The 18,330-nt window shown below is 72.1% G+C and carries 19 protein-coding genes; 8 read left to right on the top strand and 11 right to left on the bottom strand.

Annotated elements, in window-relative coordinates:
• Positions 1-69: 69 nt before the first annotated feature.
• The 3 genes from G514_RS0122185 to G514_RS0122195 all read left to right on the top strand — a co-directional run bounded on the left by G514_RS0122185 (position 70) and on the right by G514_RS0122195 (position 4,432).
• Positions 70-1,911, top strand: coding sequence for a flavin-containing monooxygenase (locus G514_RS0122185; protein ID WP_245582314.1), 1,842 nt, complete (start codon positions 70-72; stop codon positions 1,909-1,911).
• 89 nt (positions 1,912-2,000) lie between these two features.
• The gene (locus tag G514_RS0122190; protein ID WP_169576545.1) at positions 2,001-2,951 is read left to right on the top strand and encodes an alcohol dehydrogenase catalytic domain-containing protein; all 951 of its coding nucleotides are present in this window, start codon (positions 2,001-2,003) and stop codon (positions 2,949-2,951) included.
• Positions 2,948-4,432 (top strand): 3-hydroxyacyl-CoA dehydrogenase NAD-binding domain-containing protein, encoded by a 1,485-nt coding sequence (locus G514_RS0122195; RefSeq protein ID WP_028653535.1) that lies wholly within the window; start codon positions 2,948-2,950, stop codon positions 4,430-4,432. The genes G514_RS0122190 and G514_RS0122195 overlap by 4 nt, the downstream gene beginning before the upstream one ends.
• An 87-nt stretch (positions 4,433-4,519) precedes the next feature.
• Here the strand turns inward: G514_RS0122195 and G514_RS28415 are convergent, their stop codons facing one another.
• The gene (locus G514_RS28415; protein ID WP_084152319.1) at positions 4,520-5,944 is read right to left on the bottom strand and encodes an MFS transporter; all 1,425 of its coding nucleotides are present in this window, start codon (positions 5,942-5,944) and stop codon (positions 4,520-4,522) included.
• A 31-nt stretch (positions 5,945-5,975) separates the two neighbouring features.
• Positions 5,976-6,377 (bottom strand): cyclase family protein, encoded by a 402-nt coding sequence (locus G514_RS28420; protein ID WP_051248094.1) that lies wholly within the window; start codon positions 6,375-6,377, stop codon positions 5,976-5,978.
• A gap of 32 nt (positions 6,378-6,409) precedes the next feature.
• Here G514_RS28420 and G514_RS29610 point away from each other — a divergent pair, with 32 nt between their 5' ends.
• Both G514_RS29610 and G514_RS28425 read left to right on the top strand, forming a co-directional pair.
• Positions 6,410-6,847 carry a methylmalonyl-CoA mutase family protein gene (locus G514_RS29610; RefSeq protein ID WP_028653536.1) on the top strand — a complete coding sequence of 146 codons (438 nt, stop codon included), beginning with the start codon at positions 6,410-6,412 and terminating at the stop codon, positions 6,845-6,847.
• Complete coding sequence (locus G514_RS28425; protein ID WP_036566009.1) at positions 6,844-7,251, top strand: cobalamin B12-binding domain-containing protein; 408 nt, start codon at positions 6,844-6,846, stop codon at positions 7,249-7,251. The genes G514_RS29610 and G514_RS28425 overlap by 4 nt, the downstream gene beginning before the upstream one ends.
• A 95-nt stretch (positions 7,252-7,346) precedes the next feature.
• On the opposite strand, the gene G514_RS0122220 is transcribed toward G514_RS28425, so the two are convergent.
• Entirely contained in the window at positions 7,347-8,567 is a 1,221-nt protein-coding gene (locus G514_RS0122220; protein ID WP_028653537.1) for a PucR family transcriptional regulator, read from the bottom strand.
• Between the two features lie 313 nt (positions 8,568-8,880).
• Here G514_RS0122220 and G514_RS0122225 point away from each other — a divergent pair, with 313 nt between their 5' ends.
• On the top strand, positions 8,881-9,756 hold the full coding sequence (locus G514_RS0122225; protein WP_157545138.1) for a hypothetical protein: 876 nt from the start codon (positions 8,881-8,883) through the stop codon (positions 9,754-9,756).
• Between the two features lie 68 nt (positions 9,757-9,824).
• A complete protein-coding gene (locus G514_RS0122230; RefSeq protein WP_157545141.1) occupies positions 9,825-10,769 on the top strand; it encodes a hypothetical protein in 945 nt (314 codons plus the stop codon).
• 62 nt (positions 10,770-10,831) lie between these two features.
• On the opposite strand, the gene G514_RS0122235 is transcribed toward G514_RS0122230, so the two are convergent.
• The 7 genes from G514_RS0122235 to G514_RS0122265 all read right to left on the bottom strand — a co-directional run bounded on the left by G514_RS0122235 (position 10,832) and on the right by G514_RS0122265 (position 16,364).
• Positions 10,832-11,266, bottom strand: coding sequence for a GNAT family N-acetyltransferase (locus G514_RS0122235; protein WP_028653540.1), 435 nt, complete (start codon positions 11,264-11,266; stop codon positions 10,832-10,834).
• Positions 11,267-11,268: 2 nt separating this feature from the next.
• Entirely contained in the window at positions 11,269-11,775 is a 507-nt protein-coding gene (locus tag G514_RS0122240) for a VOC family protein (RefSeq protein WP_245582306.1), read from the bottom strand.
• Between the two features lie 39 nt (positions 11,776-11,814).
• On the bottom strand, positions 11,815-12,762 hold the full coding sequence (locus G514_RS28430; protein ID WP_051248096.1) for a metallophosphoesterase: 948 nt from the start codon (positions 12,760-12,762) through the stop codon (positions 11,815-11,817).
• Between the two features lie 9 nt (positions 12,763-12,771).
• Positions 12,772-13,242 carry a nitroreductase family deazaflavin-dependent oxidoreductase gene (locus G514_RS0122250; protein ID WP_028653542.1) on the bottom strand — a complete coding sequence of 157 codons (471 nt, stop codon included), beginning with the start codon at positions 13,240-13,242 and terminating at the stop codon, positions 12,772-12,774.
• 52 nt (positions 13,243-13,294) lie between these two features.
• A complete protein-coding gene (locus G514_RS0122255; protein ID WP_028653543.1) occupies positions 13,295-14,296 on the bottom strand; it encodes an Ig-like domain repeat protein in 1,002 nt (333 codons plus the stop codon).
• A 107-nt stretch (positions 14,297-14,403) separates the two neighbouring features.
• Positions 14,404-15,549 (bottom strand): fumarylacetoacetase, encoded by a 1,146-nt coding sequence (fahA, locus tag G514_RS0122260; protein ID WP_028653544.1) that lies wholly within the window; start codon positions 15,547-15,549, stop codon positions 14,404-14,406.
• The gene (locus G514_RS0122265; RefSeq protein WP_028653545.1) at positions 15,546-16,364 is read right to left on the bottom strand and encodes a hypothetical protein; all 819 of its coding nucleotides are present in this window, start codon (positions 16,362-16,364) and stop codon (positions 15,546-15,548) included. Before G514_RS0122265 ends, fahA begins: the two co-directional genes overlap by 4 nt.
• A gap of 18 nt (positions 16,365-16,382) precedes the next feature.
• On the opposite strand from G514_RS0122265, the gene G514_RS0122270 reads away from it, so the two are divergent.
• Entirely contained in the window at positions 16,383-17,603 is a 1,221-nt protein-coding gene (locus G514_RS0122270; RefSeq protein WP_028653546.1) for a homogentisate 1,2-dioxygenase, read from the top strand.
• A 55-nt stretch (positions 17,604-17,658) separates the two neighbouring features.
• On the opposite strand, the gene G514_RS0122275 is transcribed toward G514_RS0122270, so the two are convergent.
• Positions 17,659-18,297 carry an RDD family protein gene (locus G514_RS0122275; RefSeq protein ID WP_211222211.1) on the bottom strand — a complete coding sequence of 213 codons (639 nt, stop codon included), beginning with the start codon at positions 18,295-18,297 and terminating at the stop codon, positions 17,659-17,661.
• Positions 18,298-18,330: the final 33 nt, after the last annotated feature.

The raw sequence follows: 18,330 nt of genomic DNA on the forward strand, positions 1-18,330 counted from the left end.
GGCACGGCGATCGATCCGCGACTCGCAGCAGCGGTTGAGCGTGCCAACCTACCGAGCCTGCTCCTGGTGATGTTCCAGCTCAGCGGTGACCACCGCTGGCTGGAGGACCCCTACCGCCCCACCCGCACGCGCGGGCTCGGTGACCACGACAGCGGGGGGTTCTCCGCCGAGGTGCAGGCCGAGATCCACGCCGCGGCGGTCAAGATCATCGGTGCCTACCGAGCCGGCCGTCCGGCCGCGGTCCCGGCCCCTCGCGGCGACCTGCTCGTCGAGATGATGAGCGTATGCATGGGCGAGCCGGTGACCGCTGAGTTCGAGCCCATGATGGCCCAGGAGCTCGGCTTCGCGCCGCGACCTGACCACCCGGCCGACGATTGGGCACGCGAGGCGCGGTCGAGGTTCCACGTGCTGGTCGTCGGGGCCGGTGTGTCCGGTCTCCTCCTGGCCCGCGAGCTGAACCATGACGGCTACTCCGTCCAGGTGATCGAGCAGCGTGACCACATCGGAGGCACGTGGCTCGACAATCGCTATCCCGGCGCCGGCGTGGACACGCCGAGCTACCTCTACTCCTACACGCTCTTCGACCGGTCGTGGAGCAGCTACTTCGCCAGGCGCGACGAGGTGCTCGGCTACCTCGAGGACGCCGCGAGGGAGTTCGGGGTCGAGGGCGCGATCGAGCTCGGCGTACGAGCGACCAGCGCGGTCTGGGATGCCGACGCCCGGCAGTGGACCGTGCACGCGTCCGCGGCCAACGGCGAGCGGACGTACGCCGCGGACGCCGTCGTGACCGCGGTCGGGCAGCTCAACGTCCCCCAGGTGCCCGACATCCCGGGACTCGACCGCTTCCACGGCGAGGTGTTCCACTCTGCCCGCTGGCCGGAGGGGTACGACGTGGCCGGGCAGGACGTGGCGGTGGTGGGCTCCGGGGCGAGCGCCATGCAGATCGTGCCGGCAGTCGCCCCGCACGCGCGACGCCTCACGGTCTTCCAGCGCTCTCCCCAGTGGGTCGCCCCGAGCGACAACTACTTCGAGCCCATCGACGAGCGGGTGCACTGGTTGATGGAGAACGTCCCCTACTACCGCAGGTGGTACCGCTTCCGCCTCGCGTGGACGTTCAACGACAAGACTCATCCGGCACTGCAGGTCGACCCCGACTGGCCTCACCTCGACCGGTCCATCAACGCCATCAACGACGGTCACCGCAAGTTCTTCACCAAGTACCTGCGGACCAAGCTGGGCGATCGGGAGGACCTGGTGGCCAAGGCGCTGCCGACGTACCCGCCCTTCGGCAAGCGGATGCTCCTCGACAACGGCTGGTTCGACGCGCTCCGCCGCGACAACGTCGAGCTGGTGACCGATCCCATCACCGAGGTCACGGAGCGCGGCGTGGTGGCCGGCGGCGACGAGTACCCCGCCGACACCATCGCGCTGGCCACCGGTTTCGAGGCGCGCCGGATGCTGCACGACCTCGAGGTCACCGGCCGGGACGGCCTGGACATCCGCAAGGTGTGGGGCGAGGAGGACGCTCACGCCTACCTCGGCATCTCGACGCCCGGGTTCCCGAACCTCTTCTTCACCTACGGCCCCAACACGAACCTCGGCCACGGCGGCAGCTACATCATGATCCTGGAGTGCCAGGTCACCTACCTGCGTGACCTGCTGGCCCAGATGGTCGACCGCGGGATCGCGACCGTCGAGTGCCGTGAGGACGTCAACGACGCCTACAACGAGCGTGTCGACGCGGCCCACCGCCGGATGATCTGGAGCCACCAGGGAATGGACACGTGGTATCGCAACAGCCGCGGTCGCGTGGTGACGAACTCTCCCTGGCGCCTCGTCGACTACTGGCACATGACCAACCACGCAGACCTCGACGACTTCGTCTGCGAGCCGGCGTCCGACGAAGGCTAGGCGTGCGTGCCGTAGTGGCTCGGGAACCCGGGCCGGCCGAGAACCTCGAACTCGCGGAGCTACCCGATCCGGAACCGGGATCGGGCGAGGTGCGGGTGGCCGTGGAGGCGTGCGGCGTCTGCTTCCACGACGTGCTCAACCGTCGTGGGGCCTTCCCCCGCACGCGGTTCCCCGCGGTGCTGGGCCACGAGGTCGCCGGTGTCGTGGATGCCGTCGGCGCCGGTGTCGACGACGGCCTCGTCGGCCGTCGGGTGGCGCTGCTGCAGAACCAGCCCTGCGGCGCGTGCGAGGTGTGCCGACGCGGGGACGAGGTGCTGTGTCGCGCCGGTGGAGGGTACGTCGGCGAGGAGTCGCCGGGCGGCTACGCGTCCGCGGTCATCGTCAGGGCGACGGCTCTCGTGCCGGTGCCGGAGGGTGTCGAGCCTACCGCGGCCGCGATCACGGCGTGCGCCCTCGGCACCTCCTGGCAGGCGCTGTCCCAGGTGGCGAGGGTCCGGCCCGGCGAGCACGCGCTGGTCACCGGAGCGGGTGGTGGCGTCGGCCTGCACGCGGTGCGCCTCGCCGCGCACCTGGGTGCCGAGGTGGTGGCGGTGACGACGTCGTCCCAGAAGGCCGACGCGATCCGGGCCAACGGTGCCAGCCACGTGGTGGTCGCGTCCGACGGTCGGTTCGCCGCAGCGGTCAAGGAGCTGACGGGAGGTGGGGCCGACGTGGTCCTCGACCCGGTCGGTGAGGTCGTCCTCGTGGAGGCGCTGCATGCACTGCGACCCGGTGGGCGTCACGTGCTGCTCGGCAACGTCACGGGCGACATGCTGAAGATCCCGGCGGGGCTGGTCATGCTCAAGGGACTCGCACTGCTCTCGTCGGTCGGTGTCACCGCAGCAGGTCTCGCCGAGCTGCTCGGCCTGGTCGCCGACAGGATCATCACCCCCACCGTCGCGGAGGTCGTGCCGCTCGCAGAGGCGGAACGCTGTCATCGCCTGCTCGAGCAGCGTCGCGTGACCGGTCGGCTCGTCCTCGCGCCGGAGCGTGCCTCGTGACCCGACCGGTCGCCGGGCTCAGGGTCGGGGTCGTGGGGCTGGGTGCCATGGGTCGTGGCATCGCCCGGCTCTTCGCGACGGCCGGCGCCGCCGTGACCGTGCTCGACGTCGACCCCGGGGTCACGCGGTCCGGACGCGACACCCTGGTCGAGGAGGCCGCCGCGGCCGGGGCACCGTGCGCAGTCGCGATCGCGGCGGACCTCGCCGACCTCGTGCCGCGGGTGGACCTGTTGTGCGAGGTCGTGCTCGAGGACCTTGCCGTGAAGGCGGCCCTGCTCGAGGACGTGCGCCGGCTGGCCGGGCCTGACCTCGTCGTTGCGACGAACACGTCATCGCTCAGCGTCGACGTACTCGGCCAGGCGTACGCTCACCCGGAGCGTCTGGTGGGACTGCACTTCTTCAACCCGCCGACCCGGATGCGGCTCGTCGAGGTGGTCGCGGGCACCAGGACCGACGACCACGTCGTGGACGAGGCCGTCGCGTGGGTCGAGGAGCTCGGGCAGGTGCCGGTCCGGTGCGTGGACTCGCCCAACTTCATCGTCAACCGGATCTGCCGGCCGATCTACCACGAGGCCGCGCTGCTCGTCGCGCTCGGAGTCGCGCCGGAGTCAGTGGACGCCGTCGTGCGCGCGGTGCACGGGCATCGGATGGGTCCGCTGGAGCTGCTCGACCGGATCGGGCTGCACACCCATCTCGCCTCCTCGACCTCGGCGTACGCCGAGCTCGGTGACAGCCGCTACGGACCGGTGCCGTACGTCCGGCGGCTGGTCCGGGCCGGGGCACTGGGTGTGCGCAGCGGACGCGGGTTCTACCGCTACGACGACGACACATCTCCTCGCGAGCGGCAGGCGGCTGCCGTCGTCCCGCCCGGGCCCGGTGCGGGCCGCGGCGTCGACGTCGTCGGGGCGAGCGCGTCCCGATTGGCCTCGATCGCTCGGGCGGGCTCTGACCCTGTGGCGGTGGTGGCCGCCGACGTCGCCGACGACGGTTCGGTCCGGGTCGCGCACGAGCTCGCCGCGACGGGCCGTGACGTCGTCGTCGACAGCTCGGACGCGGTATGGCTGGCCCACCTGCCGCCGGGCGCCGGCATGGTCCATCTCCACCATGCCGGGCCGGGCTGGTTCGCCGAACGGGTCGTCGACGACGTTGCCCGGCTGGGCGGTGAGGCGGCCGTGACCGCGGTGTTGTCCGCGACGGCCGCCCCGTCGGTCGCTGTACCGGCGCTCCCGGGCCTCGTCGCGGACCGGCTCAGCGACTGCTTGGTCAACGAGGCGACCGTCGTGGTGCAGGAGGGGATCGCAACGGTGGAGGACGTGAACACCGCCCTGCGGTACGGCATGAACCATCCGCACGGGCCCTTCGAGCTGCTCGACAGCAGTGGTCCCGCCACGGTGGTCGCGCGTCTCCGTGCGATGCAGGCGGCGTCGGGGGACGACCGGTATCGCCCGAGCTCCTACTTGCAGCGGCGGTCCCGCGCCTAGGTGCTCGATCACCCCGAGCTGAACCAGGCCCGTCGCGCCTTCGTGCTTCGACCGGTTCGCCGACTAGGACATCGAGAGCAGGTCGCCTCAGGCGATCGGCAGCACGGCTGGCGATCCACGTCGGGGTGTCGGTAGGACGCAGGCCGCTGCCGTGGCCAGGACCATGCTGACGCCGAGCATCGCGAAGCCTGCGGTGAAGCCGCCGGACGTCGGATGCCCTGCCACTCCCGAGGAGTCGACGATCGCCGCCATCGCCGCGGCACCCGCCGAGCCGCCGAGCGTCCTGGCGTTGGCGTTGAGGCCGCCCGCGGCGCCACTCTGCCCGCTGGGGACCGAGGAGATCACGACCGTGGCCATGCACGCGATCACCACGCCCGAGCCGGCCCCGAACATCGCGCTCGCCGTGTGGATCTGCCACGGCTGGGTGTGTCGAGCCGTCAGCCAGAAGAGGGACGTCGCGATGACTGCGCACCCGCCGACGATCACGGGGCGGGCCCCGAGGCTGCGCTCGAGCCGGGGCGCGGCCATGCCGAAGATGAAGCTCGTGATCGCCGCCGGGACCAGGAACGCGCACGACTGGGTGATGCTCGCGCCGAACCCGAAGCCGTCTGCCGGGCCTCCTTGGACGAACTGCGGCAGGAACCCGTAGAGAGCGAAGGTGCTGAAACCGACCAGCCCGGCGATCGCGCTCGTCGACCAGACCCCGCGACGACCCATCAGTCGCAGGTCGACCAACGGCGTTGACGCGCTGCGCTCCGAGCGCACCCACAGGACACCGGCCACGACGCTGAGCGCGCCCGCGGTCAGGGTGCGGGGAGCGTCCCAGCCCCAGTCGACCCCCTTGCTCAGGGCCAGCAGGAGGCTGATCAGCGACGCGGTCAGCAGGACCGTGGACCTTGCCGACGGCAGCCGGCCACCGGCGGGCGTCGGGCGCGGCAGTCGGAGGTAGGCCGCGATCCCCGCGGCCGTGGTCATGGCCATCGGGACCAGGAACAGGCCACGGAAGCCGACGAGCTCGACGATCGGCCCGGCCAGGATGATGCCGATCCCGAAGGAGCCCGCGGCGACCGACGCGAGAGTGGCGAGCGCCCCGCTGTAGCGGAGGTGGAACATGTCACGCGCGATGCCGTAGGTCAGGGGGAGGACGCCACCGCCCAGCCCCTGGAGCACCCTCGCGGCGATGAGCCAGTGGATGGATGGCGCCACACTCGCGATGAGCGAGCCCCCGGAGAGGATGGCAAGGGTGATGATGAGCATCTGGGTCTTGCCGACGATGTCCCCGAGCCGCCCGACGATCGGCGTGGTCACCGATGCGCTCAGCAGGTAGCCGGTGAGCACCCACGCGACGGTGCCAGGGCTGGCGTCGTAGGCGTCCTGGAACGTGCCCAGGACGGGAACGATGAGGGACTGGAGCAAGGAGAAGGACGCTACCGAGACGAGGAGTGCCGCCATCGCGAGCGTGTGGGGCGGCTCCTGCTCCGGCCGCTCGTCGGCAGTTCGTGGTGGCGGCATCTGGAGGGCGGGGACCGGTCGCGGACGCGGTTCAGCGGATCGCGATCGCGTTGGCCGGGCTGCCGGCCCCTCCGCGAAGTCCCATCGGCGCGGACACCAACAAGCAGTCCCACGTGCCGGAGACCCGGCAGTCGGCCACGAGCTCGTCGAGGTCCCACAGCTCGCCGATGGGGATGCCGAGCAGGTTGAGGAGATGGTGGTGGAGGAACTGCCCTTCGTGGCGGGGGTAGGCCTCGAGGGCGGGGTTGTCGGCGGCCACGGCGCTGACGTGCAGGTCCCAGAGCAGCCGCGCCATCGACTCGTCGGCGGACAGACCGGAGGTGACGAAGCTGCTCGCCGGGGGGAACGCGGCCCGGCGCTCCGCGGACAGGGTCTGGTACCACCTCAGCCATCCGGTCGAGATCAGCAGGATGTCTCCGGGGCGTACCTCCACACCCTGGGCCGCGAGGCAGTCGGCGAGCGCGGGTGGTCGCGGCCGAGGTCGCGGAGCGCGGCGGCTCGATCGCCACCATCGACTCCGGCTGGATGCGCGCGGAGATCGACGAGTCCGCCTGGGAGAGGAGCCTCTTGGAGGCCCGGAGCCCGCGGGTGGGCGATCCGGTCGACGGCGCGGAGGCGGCCGACATCCCGAGCCTCGGACAGATCGGCTTCCCGATCGACCCGGAGTTCGAGGCCCGTCGCAGTGAGCAGATCGCCGGCTGGCGGGCGCAGCGTGACCAGTCGGCCGTCGCTTCCGCCCGGCGCTCGCTCGTCCGGGCGGTCGATGCTGGGGGGAACCTGATGCCGGCGATCATCGACGCGTTCCGGGCGGACCTGACCATCGGGGAAGTCACCCAAGTGCTGCTCGCCCGCTTCGGATCGTTCCATCCGAGGATGCGTGCCCCCGAGGCGGTGGAGTCGTGAGCGGCCGGGTCCGAGTGCTGGCGACGAAGCTCGGTCTCGACGGGCACGACCGAGGGCTGAGGCTGATCGCCCACGAGCTCCGCGACAGTGGGGTCGAGGTGATCTTCCTCGGGGTGGCGACCAGGCCCGAGGAGGCCGCCAGGGCGGCCGTCGACGAGGACGTGGACGCGATCGCGGTGAGCCTGCTCTCGGGGTCCCACCTCGCGCACGTCGGCAAGCTCCTGGCCACCCTCAAGACCTTCGATGCAGACATCCCCGTGGTCTGCGGGGGGCTGATCCCCGAGCGTGACGTCCAGGCACTCCTGGACCTCGGCGTCCACTCGGTGTGTCCCGTGGGTGTGCCGGTCCGGCGCGCCGGCGCGATGATCCTGGAGGCGGTCGATCCCGCTGTCAGCCGTTCATGAACGGCACCCAGGCCAGGCGGTGAGGAGCCGTGGTCGGGACGGTCGGTCTTCGCTCGCCGTGCGGTCGCCGTGAGCCGCGGCTCGCGCGCGTGGAGTCAGCGCTCGGCGCGGACCAGCACCTTCGGCCCGAGCCGGTGCGCGAGCTCCAGGGCCAGGGCGAGGGCGAGCCGGCGTTCGCCGACGTCGCGGCCCAGCAGCTCGGCGGCCCGGGCGACCCGCTGGAGCACGGTGTTGCGGTGGGTGTGCAGCCGCGCGGCGGCGCGGGGTGCGTTGTCGGCGACGTCGAGGTAGACGCGCAGCGTCTCGCGCAGCCGCGCCGCGTTGGGCTCGTCGGCCGCGAGCGGGCCGAGGGTGGCCGCCACGAACTCCGCGGCCCGCTGCTCGTCGCCCGCGGTGAGGGCGATGACCTCCAGCTCGGCGTACGTCGCCACCTGCTCGCTCGTCTGCTGACCCGTCACGAGGCGCTGGACGACGAGCGCGGCCTCGTGGCTGCGGCGGAAGCCGCGCACGCCGGCCTCGGTAGGGCCGACGGCGACCCTGATCTCGGGGGCAGCGTCGGCGAGCGCCTCGCGCAGCTCGGTGCGTGACGGCTCGTGCTCGCCGGCGATCCACGCCCACAGCGTCGAGCTGCCGGCGGCCATGATGAACGGGCGCCGCGCGCCCACGCTCCTCGACAGGAGCAGGGCGGCCGACTCCAGAGCGCCCTGCGGCACGCCGGGCGGCTCGGCCCAGAGCACGAGGGCGGTGTGGGGGCGCGAGAGGTCGTAGCCCAGCCGCTTGCCCGCGGTCTCGGTGTCGATCGGGGCGTCCTCGAGGAGGAGGCGGGCGGTGACCGCCCGCTGCGCGTGCGCCCCGCCGAGGATCTCCTCGCGCTCGTGCTGGGCCTCGGCGACGACCCGGCTCAGCACGTCGTCGACGTACCGGAACAGCAGCTCCGACGACTCCTCGATCGCCGCGGCGAACATCGGACCGGGTTCGATCACCTCGGCGGCCGCCTCGAGCCAGCGCTGCCAGGCGACCTGCTGGCCGGCCCGGTAGGCCTGGAAGATCGCACCGAGCTCGATGCCGCGGCGCGCGAGGGTGCGCGCGATGTCGAGCGCCTCGGGAGGTACGTCGGGAGGCGGCTCCTCGGCGCGGCTGGCCACGACCATGAAGCGCATGAGGTTGGCGCGGTTGCTGGCGTCGACCTCGGCGGCGATCGCCGCGTCCGCACCGAACGCGGGCACGAGCTCGACGACGGCCCGGTCCATCTCGGCGACGACGTCGTCCAGGCGCGTCGCGAGGCGGTCGGCGATCGCGCCGATCAGCTCGGCCATGGCTGGATTGTGCGAGCGCGGGGCCACTCGACCAGTGTGCCAGCGCACACAGATCCACTGCCACTGCGGACCGCTGCACGTACATGAGGAGTCGTCGGCGGCGTAACGTCAACGTTGCCTGGCAGCGGTCTCGGTGCCCCCCACGGGGCCGCGCAGCCGGGCGAGGGCGTGTTCGCGCGCCACTCATGAGAGGCGCTGGGTCCCCACGACCCGGTGCCGGTCGCCGGTCCGCGCCTCCCCCGACGCGGGCCGGCGGCCGCCCCCGAGCGGCCCGCGGGCACAGCGGCGGCCCCGGGTGACCTACGGTCGTGGGGTGCGACGAGCGACGGCCCTGGCGGTGCTCACGCTCGTGCTGACCGCAGCGGGGTGCGGCGGCGGCGACGCGCAGCCGGTGCCGGAGCCCGCGTCGAGCGCTGCTTCGCCGAGCCCGAGCGGCGACGCCACGGCCCTGTTCGAGGCCGCGGTCGAGCCGCTGCTCGACCACCAGGTCATCGACTTCACCTACGACGTCTACTCCGGCGACGCGCTCGCGATCGAGACCCGCGGCCGGGCGTACCGGCAGGCCGGCTGGAAGGCGAGGACGACGTCACCGAAGGAGCTCGGCAGCTCCGAGGCGCCGACCGGCGACCAGATCAAGGGGTCGATGCAGGTCCGCGCGGTCGGCGACGACCTCTACATGCAGCTGTCCACGTGGGAACCACCGCTTGCGGGATGCTGGTTGCGGACCGGGGGCGGGCAGGTGCCGGGCGGGCAGCTCGCGATGACTCCGGGGGCGCCCGGCTACGTGACGCTCCTCGGCGCCCTGCAGCCCGCCGCGGTGGTGGCGCAGGACGGCGACCGGCTCGTCATCGGCGCCGACGTGCCGTTGCGGGTCGGCCTCCAGCTCACGACCACCGGCGTGCTCGGCCTGCTCCAGCTCGGCGCCGACCAGCTCGACGGCACGACGGTGCCTGTCGGGGTGGAGGTCACGGCGGGAGTGGTCACCGGCGTCGAGCTCCTGGGCAGCGACCTGGTCGACGCGGTGCACAGCGCGGGCGGCGACCTCACCGCAGACGCCGAGGCCACCGTCGGTCAGCTGCGCATCGCGGTCGCCTACGACGCCGGACCGGACGACGCTCCGCGCGTCGAGGCGCCGTCCGACGACGAGGTGATGACGAACGACGACGTCAGGACAGGGCGGGGCTGCTGACCGATTCTGGCGCAACTCTCGGACGAGAGTGCTTCTCGTAGAGGCGGTGGCAGGGCAAGGTATCCCCCGTGAACCTCACTCGACGCCCACGGGCGCACGCGACGGCGCTCGCGATCATCCTTTTCATGCTCGGTGGCCTCCTCGCTTCCGTAGCCCCCTCGGCGTCGGCGCACACCGACACCAAGGCGATCAGCCTCACCAACGCCACCACCCAGTCGGGCCGGGTCTTCCGCGACGCCGTCCCGAGCGCGTGCGGCACTCCCAAGGCCTACCCCGGAGGGACCAACGGCGGCACGACCTACAACTACAGCACCTCGACGTACGTCGCCGTGGCCACCGGCTGCCTGACCGTCACCCGGGTGTCCGCGGACTGCGGCGATGCCACGACCGACTCGGCGAACGCCCACGTCGTGCTCTACGGCGGCGCCTACAACCCGGCCGACCAGGGCGCCAACTTCGTCGGTGACCAGGGGAGCAGCAACAACGCGAGCTCGTTCGGTGTCGACGTGACGGCGGGCCAGACCTACACGGTCGTCGTCTCCAACACGTCCGCGCAGGCCAACTGCTCGGTCCAGGTCAAGCTCGAGCAGGACCCGGACACCAAGATCGCGCCCCTCACCGGAACCCACGACACCCCGACGCTGACCCTCTCCGGCTCCGACGCCAACACCTATCAGTGCAGCGTCGACAGCGGCGCCTTCGCCCCGTGCACCTCGCCGGCGAAGATGTCGGGTCTCTCGGTCGGGCAGCACTCGCTGGCCGTGAAGGCGGTGGACGCGGACGGCAAGGTGGACGCGACGCCCGCGACGACGACGTTCGACCGCTGCGACCGGGCGAAGCCCACGGCCGACGTGGCCGCCGCCACCAAGGCCCTGAAGAAGGCCAAGAAGCAGCTGAAGGCCGCCAAGAAGTCGCACCAGGCCCAGAAGATCAAGAAGGCCAAGAAGAAGGTGAAGGCCGCCAAGAAGAAGCTCAAGGCGGCGAAGGCCTCCTTGGCTGCGTGCCCTGCCTGACCTGATCACGAACGACGACGGCCCCGGGCGCAAGCCCGGGGCCGTCGCCGTGCTCGGCTCGGTCAGGGGGTCATGTCGTAGGTGACCCAGGGTTGCACCTCGGCGAGCCGGTCGTAGAGGCGGCGCGCGACCGCGTTGTCGGCTCCGGTGATCCAGGTGACCACCCCCCAGCCGCGCTCCCGCGCGAGGGCGCGCAGGTGCTCGAGCAGCGCCTCGCCGGCACCGCTTCCGCGCCGGGCCGGGTCCACGAACAGGTCGTCGAGGAACCCGCCCCAGTCGCCCTCGAGCGGCCGGGCGAACTCGCGCACGTGCGCGATGCCGACCACCTCGCCGTCCTGCTCGGCCACGAAGCACTCGAGGTCGCCGAGCTCGGTGATCCGGTGCCAGAGCTGGTCGAGGTCCGGGGGAGGCACCTCGTAGAACGCGGCGTAGCCGCGGTAGAGCTCAACCCAGCGCTCGCGGTCGCGCGCCGCCGCCGGGCGTACGACGACCGCCACCGTCAGAGCACCTGCGTCCCGTACATCTCGCCGAGCGGGTCCGCGATCAGCTCGATCCGGGCGCCGTCGGGGTCGCGGAAGTAGACCGAGACCCCGCTGTGCACCTCGTGCTCGACGCCGGCCTCGGTGAGCCTGGCGACCAGCTGCTCCCACCGCTCCGGCTCGACCGAGATCGCCAGGTGGTGCAGCCCGCCGAGCACCTCGGCGTACGGACCGACGTCGAGGCCGGGGAAGTCGAAGAACGCGAGCAGGTTGCCGTTGCCGATGTCGAAGAAGAAGTGCGACGACCCGGCGTAGTCGCGGTTCTCGATCAGCTCGGTCAGCGGGAAGCCGAGCACGTCCTGGTAGAAGCGCACCGTGCGCTCGACGTCGCTGCTGATCAGCGCGGTGTGGTGCAGCCCGCGCGCGGTCGACGCCGGCCGCTCGCCCGGCGGCCGGAGGTGGGTGGTGCGGATGCGCTCCCGCTCGGCCTCGAAGCTCGCGTCGCTCATGGGCACAGCGTCACTCATGGGCACAGTGTCGCGCAGCCGGTCGAGAAGCGGGCGTCCTCAGAGGTCGGTGAGGGGCTCGCGCGGCTCGTGCGACTCGGCGTGGGTGTTGAAGTCGGAGTCCTTGCGACTGATGATCTCGCGGCGCTCCTCGAACGACAGCGCGTCGAGCGCCTCTCGGAACGCCGCAGACTGGCCGCTCACCTCGGGCGCCTCGGGGATCGGGACCACGGTGTGCACGATCCGGTCGTCGTAGACGTGCACTGTGTTGAACGCCTGGTGGCCGTCGACCCCCGAGATCAGCCGGTCGACCGGCGCCGGGTCGGTCGTGTAGCAGGACGCGGAGGCGATCGAGACCGGCACGCCCGCGAACGTCGAGTGCGACGTGTAGTGGAAGTGGCCGCCGAGGATCTGCCGCACGTCGCTGCCCCGGACGACCGCGGCGAGGCTCTCTTGGTCGAGCAGCTCGATGATCGCCGCCGGCTCCAGCGTCGGTAGCGGGATCGGCGCGTGGTGCATCGCCAGGATCGTGCCGTGCTCCGCCGGCGTGCCGAGCACGTCGCGGAGCCAGTCGAGCTGCTCGGGCGCCAGCGCGCCGTGGTGGTAGCCCGCCACGCTCGTGTCGAGCGCGACGATCCGAAGCCCGCCGAGGTCGTGCACCCGGTCCTGGGGGCCGTCGTCGTCGGAGTCGAAGAGCCCCTTCGCGTACGGCGCCCGCTCGTCGTGGTTGCCGATCACCCACACCACCTCGGCCCCCATGGCCGCGGCGGCGGGCTCGACGAGCTCACGGAGCCGGGCGTAGGCGTCCGGCTCGGCCTTGTCGGCGAGGTCGCCGGTGAACACCAGCGCCTGCGGCACCGGGTCGAGCCGCCCGACGCGGTCGAGCGCGAGCCGCAACCCGTCCTCCGGCTCGACGACGCCGTACTGCCGGACGCCGTGGGCGAGCAGGTGGACGTCGCTGAGGTGGGCGACGGTGAACCGCGGGGCAGGGTGCTGGCCGTACTGCACGGACAGACGCTACTGCCGCTCCAGCCTGAACACCGGGATCAGCCGGTCGGTCCGGGCTTCGTACTTGGCGTAGTTGGGCCAGGTCTCGAGCATCGTCCGCCACGCCGCGGCGCGCGCGTCGTCGCGCAGCTCGGTGGCGCGCACCGGGAAGGTCCGCCTCTGGAACTGCACCTGCGCGGCGCCGTTCGCCGCCCGCAGATTGCCGACCCAGAGCGGCATCTTCGGTCCACCGAAGTAGGAGCCCGCGATCAGGATCGTGTCGCCGTCGGGCACGCAGAGCAGGGGAGTGGTGCGCTCGACGCCGGACTTCCGGCCCCTCACCGTGAGGTTGAGGTTGGGCAGCCCGGCGATGTCGAGGACCGTCACCCGGCCGCGCGAGAGCCGGTGCAGGTTGCGGTCGACCCAGACCACCTGCGGGAGCAGCTTCGGCATCCACGAGAGCGCCCCGATCCGCACGGCGAGGGGGGTGAGCAGGCCCATGGCACCAGACTAGAACACGTTCTAGTTCGATGCCATGGGCGCGGGCGCGGCGTCAGCCGGCGGTGACGGTGATCTTCGCGCGGGCCTTGGAGCGGGCGAAGAACTCGGAGCCGGCGTACTTCACGGAGACCTTGTAGGTCCCGGCCGCGAGCCGCGGGAGCGTGTACAGCAGCCGGCCGCCCTCCACGGTCTTCTCGGTCCGGAACTTGCCGATCCGGATGGTGACCTCACCCTCCGGCACGCCAGAGGCCGCCTTGAGGCGGACGGTCATGGTGGCTCGCTCGCCCGCGCGGAGCCGCTTGGCCACCCTGAGCTTGGTCTTGGTCTTCGCAGGCGAGAACGACCCGGTGGGGATCGCGTTGGTCGTGAACGGCGGCACCGTGTAGCCGTAGGGCGTGAAGAGGAAGCTCTGGCCCTGGGCCGGGCTCAGCCGGGCCGCTACCGAGGACGACGCATCGCCCGGCTGCAGGACGTACGACGCCCCCGTGGCTCCGGGGATGTCCGAGCCCGACCGCTGCCACTGCTGAGTGACGGCTCCGCCGCCGAAGGGCAGCATGTTCAGGGTCGTGAGCAGGTCGGTGAGGCGAGGGGGCAGCGCGACGCTCACCGGAGAGCCCACCGCCCCAGTGCCGCTGATCGTCGGCACCGTCACGTGGAAGGTGTAGGTCGTCGTCTCGCCGCTGGTCACCGTGACCGCGGTGCCGAACTGCGTGGGCGGCGACGCGAAGCTGCACGGCGACAGCGCCACGCAGTCGACGCCGCTCCAGGGAGTGAGGCTGACCAGCGAGTAGCCGCCCGGAGCGAGGGTGAAGGTGTGGACGGGGGCGACCAGGAAGGGCGGGGAGGTGGTGGCTCCGTCCTCGGGCTGGGCGATGCCCTGGAAGTCGTAGGGGTTGATGACGCCGGCGGTGGGGCGGCCGTACTGGTCGACGACGGAGACGACCAGCGTGCCCGGGTCGGCGGCCGTGGCCGACGGAGCCGAGACGAGGAGTGAGGAAGCGGCGAGGGCGGCGGCGCCGAGGGCGGCGCCTGCCCGGGAGAGAGCTCGGTTCACGGGGGATCCTTGGGGGAGGGAGGAACGGATCGGCGCGAGACAGCCTGCTCGATCCTTTCCCAGACGACCGAGAGCTGTCAGGGGAATCGCGACATTGCCCGCAGCGCTCAGTGGCGCGCCGTCTCGACGCGGCCGGTGACCTCCCCCAAGGTGATCCGACCGCCGCCGGTGCCGGGGGCGGAGTAGCGGAGCACGACCTGGTCGCCGTCCTCGAGGAAGGTGCGTCCGCCCGGCAGCGGCTCCTGGCCGCCCCAGCAGAGCTCGAGGAACGAGCCGCGCTGGCCGGGCTCGGGGCCGCTGACGGTGCCGGACGCGAACAGGTCGCCGGTGCGCAGCGAGGCGCCGTTGACGGTCAGGTGCGCGAGCATCTGGGCGGGCGACCAGTACATCGAGCGGTACGGCGGCCGGCTGACGACCTCGCCGTTGAGCTCGACCTCGATGTCGATGTCGAGCCCGCGGGTCGCGCCGGGGCCGAGGTAGGGGAGCGGCTCGGGGTCCTGGCCGGGCAGGTCGACCCAGGCCGCGTCGAGCGCGGCGAGCGGCGTGACCCACGGCGAGACCGAGGTGGCGAACGACTTGCCGAGGAAGGGCCCCAGCGGGACGTACTCCCACGCCTGGATGTCGCGCGCGGACCAGTCGTTGAGGCCGGTGACGCCGAAGACGTGGTCGGCGAGCCCGGTGACCGGCACCGACGAGCCGAGCTCGGACGGCGCGCCCACGACGAACCCCAGCTCGGCCTCGATGTCGAGCCGCCGCGAGGGGCCGTACGTCGGGGTGGCCTCGTCGGGGGCCTTGCGCTGCCCGCTCGGCCGGGTGACCGGCGTGCCGGAGACGACGACGGTGCCCGCGCGCCCGTGGTAGCCGATCGGGAGGTGCCGCCAGTTGGGCGTGAGCGGCTCGGAGTCGGGGCGGAAGATCTTGCCGACGTTGCTCGCGTGGTCGAGCGAGGCGTAGAAGTCGACGTAGTCGGCGACCTCGACGGGCAGGTGCAGCGTCACCTCCTCGAGCGGCAGCGGCTCGCACCCGCCCTCGATGAGTGCGCGCACCTCGTCGCGGGTCTGGCGCCACACCTCCGGGCCGAGGGCCATGAAGGTGTTGAGGGAGGACTCCGCGAACTCCGGCCGTCCGGTCTCGCCGTGCAGGTCCACCACCCACGAGCCCTCGTCGTCGTCGAAGCGCACGCCGACCCGACGCGGTCCGCCGGCGACCGAGAAGACGCCGTAGGGCAGGTGGTCGAGCCCGAACCCGTTCACGCGACCAGCCCCAGCCCGCGCAGGTCCGCCCACGGCTCGGTCACCGAGCAGGACCCGAACGACGTGAACCACCGCCGTGCTCCCGCGAGGTCGAGCTCGCGCGCGGCCTCGACGAGCGTCGCGCTCTCGCGCTGCTCGAGCACGACCACCGCCTGGTCGACCGAGGCGCCGTCGAAGAGCATGCGGGTGGCGACCAGCACGTTGACGAAGCCGTGGTGCTCGAACCCGTCGTCGCCGGTGTGCCGCACCGCGCGGTGCAGCCCGGCGGTGCACTTGAACGGCGTCTCGCGGTCGAGCGCCGCGTCGATCCAGCGGGCCAGCGCGTGCGCGTGCGGGAACGCCGAGGCCTCCAGGCCGCCGGTGCGGAACTTCAGCCGGAGCCCTGCCGCGGCCACCTCGTCGGCGGCCGCGAACCACGTGGAGCTGTTGGCGACGTGCGGCAGCTCGACGTGGACCGGCACCTCGGTGTCGAGGTCGGCCAGGGCGGCCACCACCCGGCGGACGTTGCCGGCCGGGTCGTCGAGGTCGCGCAGCGCGATCTCCAGCCCGGCCAGCCGCAGCCCGAGCTTCGCGCAGAGGCCGGCGGGGCCGGCGAGCTGCCCCGCGCCGCCGGTGACGACCGCCGACAGAGGGCCGTCGAAGCCGCGGGCCAGCGGCAGGTCGGTGTCGCGGAGCACGAAGGTGCCGACCAGGTCGGCGCCGTCGTCGGCCGAGCGTGCGCCGTACGCCGCCGTGGCCTCGTGGAGAGGGGCGTCGCCGGGCGGGAAGATCGCGGCGTCGTCGACGATCGCCGCCCAGGCCGCAGGGATGGTCACCCGACTAACGTACGAGACATGGCGCACTACCGAGCAGTGGGTGAGGTCCCGCCGAAGCGACACACCCAGCACCGCGACCCCGACGGCCGGCTCTACCGCGAGGAGCTGATGGGCGAGGAGGGCTTCTCCTCCGACTCCTCGCTGCTCTACCACCGCGGCGTGCCGTCGGCGATCGTCGCCAGCGAGGTCTGGGAGCTGCCCGACCAGACCCGGACCCCCAACCACCCGCTCATGCCGCGCCACCTCAAGCTGCACGACCTCGCGACCGACCCGTCCTCGGGCACCGACCCGGTCACCGGCCGCCGGATGGTCCTCGGCAACAACGACGTCCGGATCGGGTACGTCGTCACCGGCGTCGACCCCTCGCCCTACTACCGCAACGCCATCGGCGACGAGTGCGTCTACGTCGAGGCCGGGTCGGGCACGGTCGAGACCGTGCTCGGCGTGCTGACCTACCGCACCGGCGACTACGTGATCATCCCGCGGGCGACCACGCACCGCTGGGTGCCGGCCGAGCCGAGCCGGCTCTACGCGATCGAGGCCAACAGCCACGTCGCGCCGCCGAAGCGCTACCTCTCGCGCTACGGGCAGCTGCTCGAGCACGCGCCGTACTGCGAGCGCGACCTGCACGGCCCGACGGAGACGTTCGTGCAGGAAGGCGAGGACGTGGAGGTGCTCGTCAAGCACCGCACCACCGCCGGCGTCGTCGGCACCCGCATGACCTACGCGACCCACCCCTTCGACGTCGTGGGCTGGGACGGCTGCCTCTACCCCTACACGCTCAACATCGACGACTACATGCCGATCACCGGCAAGATCCACCAGCCGCCGCCGGTGCACCAGGTCTGGGAGGGCCACAACTTCGTGGTCTGCAACTTCCTGCCGCGCAGGGTCGACTACCACGAGCTGGCGATCCCGGTGCCGTACTACCACTCCAACGTCGACAGCGACGAGGTCATGTTCTACGTCGGCGGCGACTACGAGGCCCGCAAGGGGTCCGGCATCGGGCTGGGCTCGATCTCGCTGCACCCGGGCGGGTTCGCCCACGGCCCGCAGCCCTCGGCGATCGAGGCCTCGCTCGGGGTCGACTACTTCGAGGAGTCCGCGGTCATGGTCGACACCTTCGCTCCGCTCGACCTCGGCGAGGGCGGCCTGGCGGTCGAGGACCCGGCGTACGCCTGGACATGGAGCGGCCGAGGCCCCCACGGCGACGATCCGGCGGTGTTCTCCAACTCCTGAAATGCCGTTGACCCGGCGCGAACTTCGCGCCGGGTCAACGTGGTGAGCGTGGTGCTCAGCCGATCTTGAGCACCCTGGTGCCGCCGGCGAACTTGTCGAACCAGTGCTGGCCCTGCGGGTCGCTGTTGATGTTGACCGCGATGAGGATCACCGAGATCAGCTGGGCGATCCCGCCGAGGCACGGCACGATCCCGAACGCGTTGTAGATGTTGCGCTTGAGCGCGTCGTTCATCGTCGGGTTGCTGTGGCCGTCCGGGCCGACGACCTTCAGCTTCATGACCTGCTTGCCGATGGTCTGGCCGCGGTTGGACTCCATGTAGGCGAAGTAGCCGGTGAACAGGACCGCGCCCACCACGCCGCCGATGAAGAGGCCCGCCCAGTAGCCGACCGCGGCCTGGAAGATGAACTGGATGATGCCGACGACGATGCCGACGATGATGTAGTCGATCAGCTTCGCGAGGAAGCGGTCCAGCAGGTTGCCGGGCTGGCCGACACCGGCGCCGGGGCCGGGCATCGGGGCCGCTGCGCCGGCGGGCGGCGGGGGCGGCGGGGGAGCCATCGACTGGTCCGGCGGCGGCACGGTGACCGGGTTCGCCGGCATCTCCGGGGGCGGAGGCGGCGTCGGCTCGCCGGGCGGCGGGGTCGGCTCGCCCGGGGGCGGAGTCGACCCAGCGGGAGGCTCGTTGCTGCTCATGCAGTCTCCTTCGTGGGGTACCAACAGGGCGAC

Source organism: Nocardioides halotolerans DSM 19273, assembly GCF_000422805.1.
GTDB classification, from domain to species: Bacteria; Actinomycetota; Actinomycetes; order Propionibacteriales; family Nocardioidaceae; genus Nocardioides; species Nocardioides halotolerans.

What these genes read in the sequence shown, in the direction of transcription:
- G514_RS0122185 (WP_245582314.1), top strand. Translation starts at nt 70, where the DNA reads ATGTTCCAGCTCAGCGGTGACCACCGCTGGCTGGAGGACCCCTACCGC.
- G514_RS28415 (WP_084152319.1), bottom strand. Translation starts at nt 5,944, where the DNA reads ATGCCGCCACCACGAACTGCCGACGAGCGGCCGGAGCAGGAGCCGCCC.
- G514_RS0122220 (WP_028653537.1), bottom strand. Translation starts at nt 8,567, where the DNA reads ATGGCCGAGCTGATCGGCGCGATCGCCGACCGCCTCGCGACGCGCCTG.
- G514_RS0122240 (WP_245582306.1), bottom strand. Translation starts at nt 11,775, where the DNA reads ATGAGTGACGCTGTGCCCATGAGCGACGCGAGCTTCGAGGCCGAGCGG.
- G514_RS0122250 (WP_028653542.1), bottom strand. Translation starts at nt 13,242, where the DNA reads ATGGGCCTGCTCACCCCCCTCGCCGTGCGGATCGGGGCGCTCTCGTGG.
- G514_RS0122270 (WP_028653546.1), top strand. Translation starts at nt 16,383, where the DNA reads ATGGCGCACTACCGAGCAGTGGGTGAGGTCCCGCCGAAGCGACACACC.
- G514_RS0122275 (WP_211222211.1), bottom strand. Translation starts at nt 18,297, where the DNA reads ATGAGCAGCAACGAGCCTCCCGCTGGGTCGACTCCGCCCCCGGGCGAG.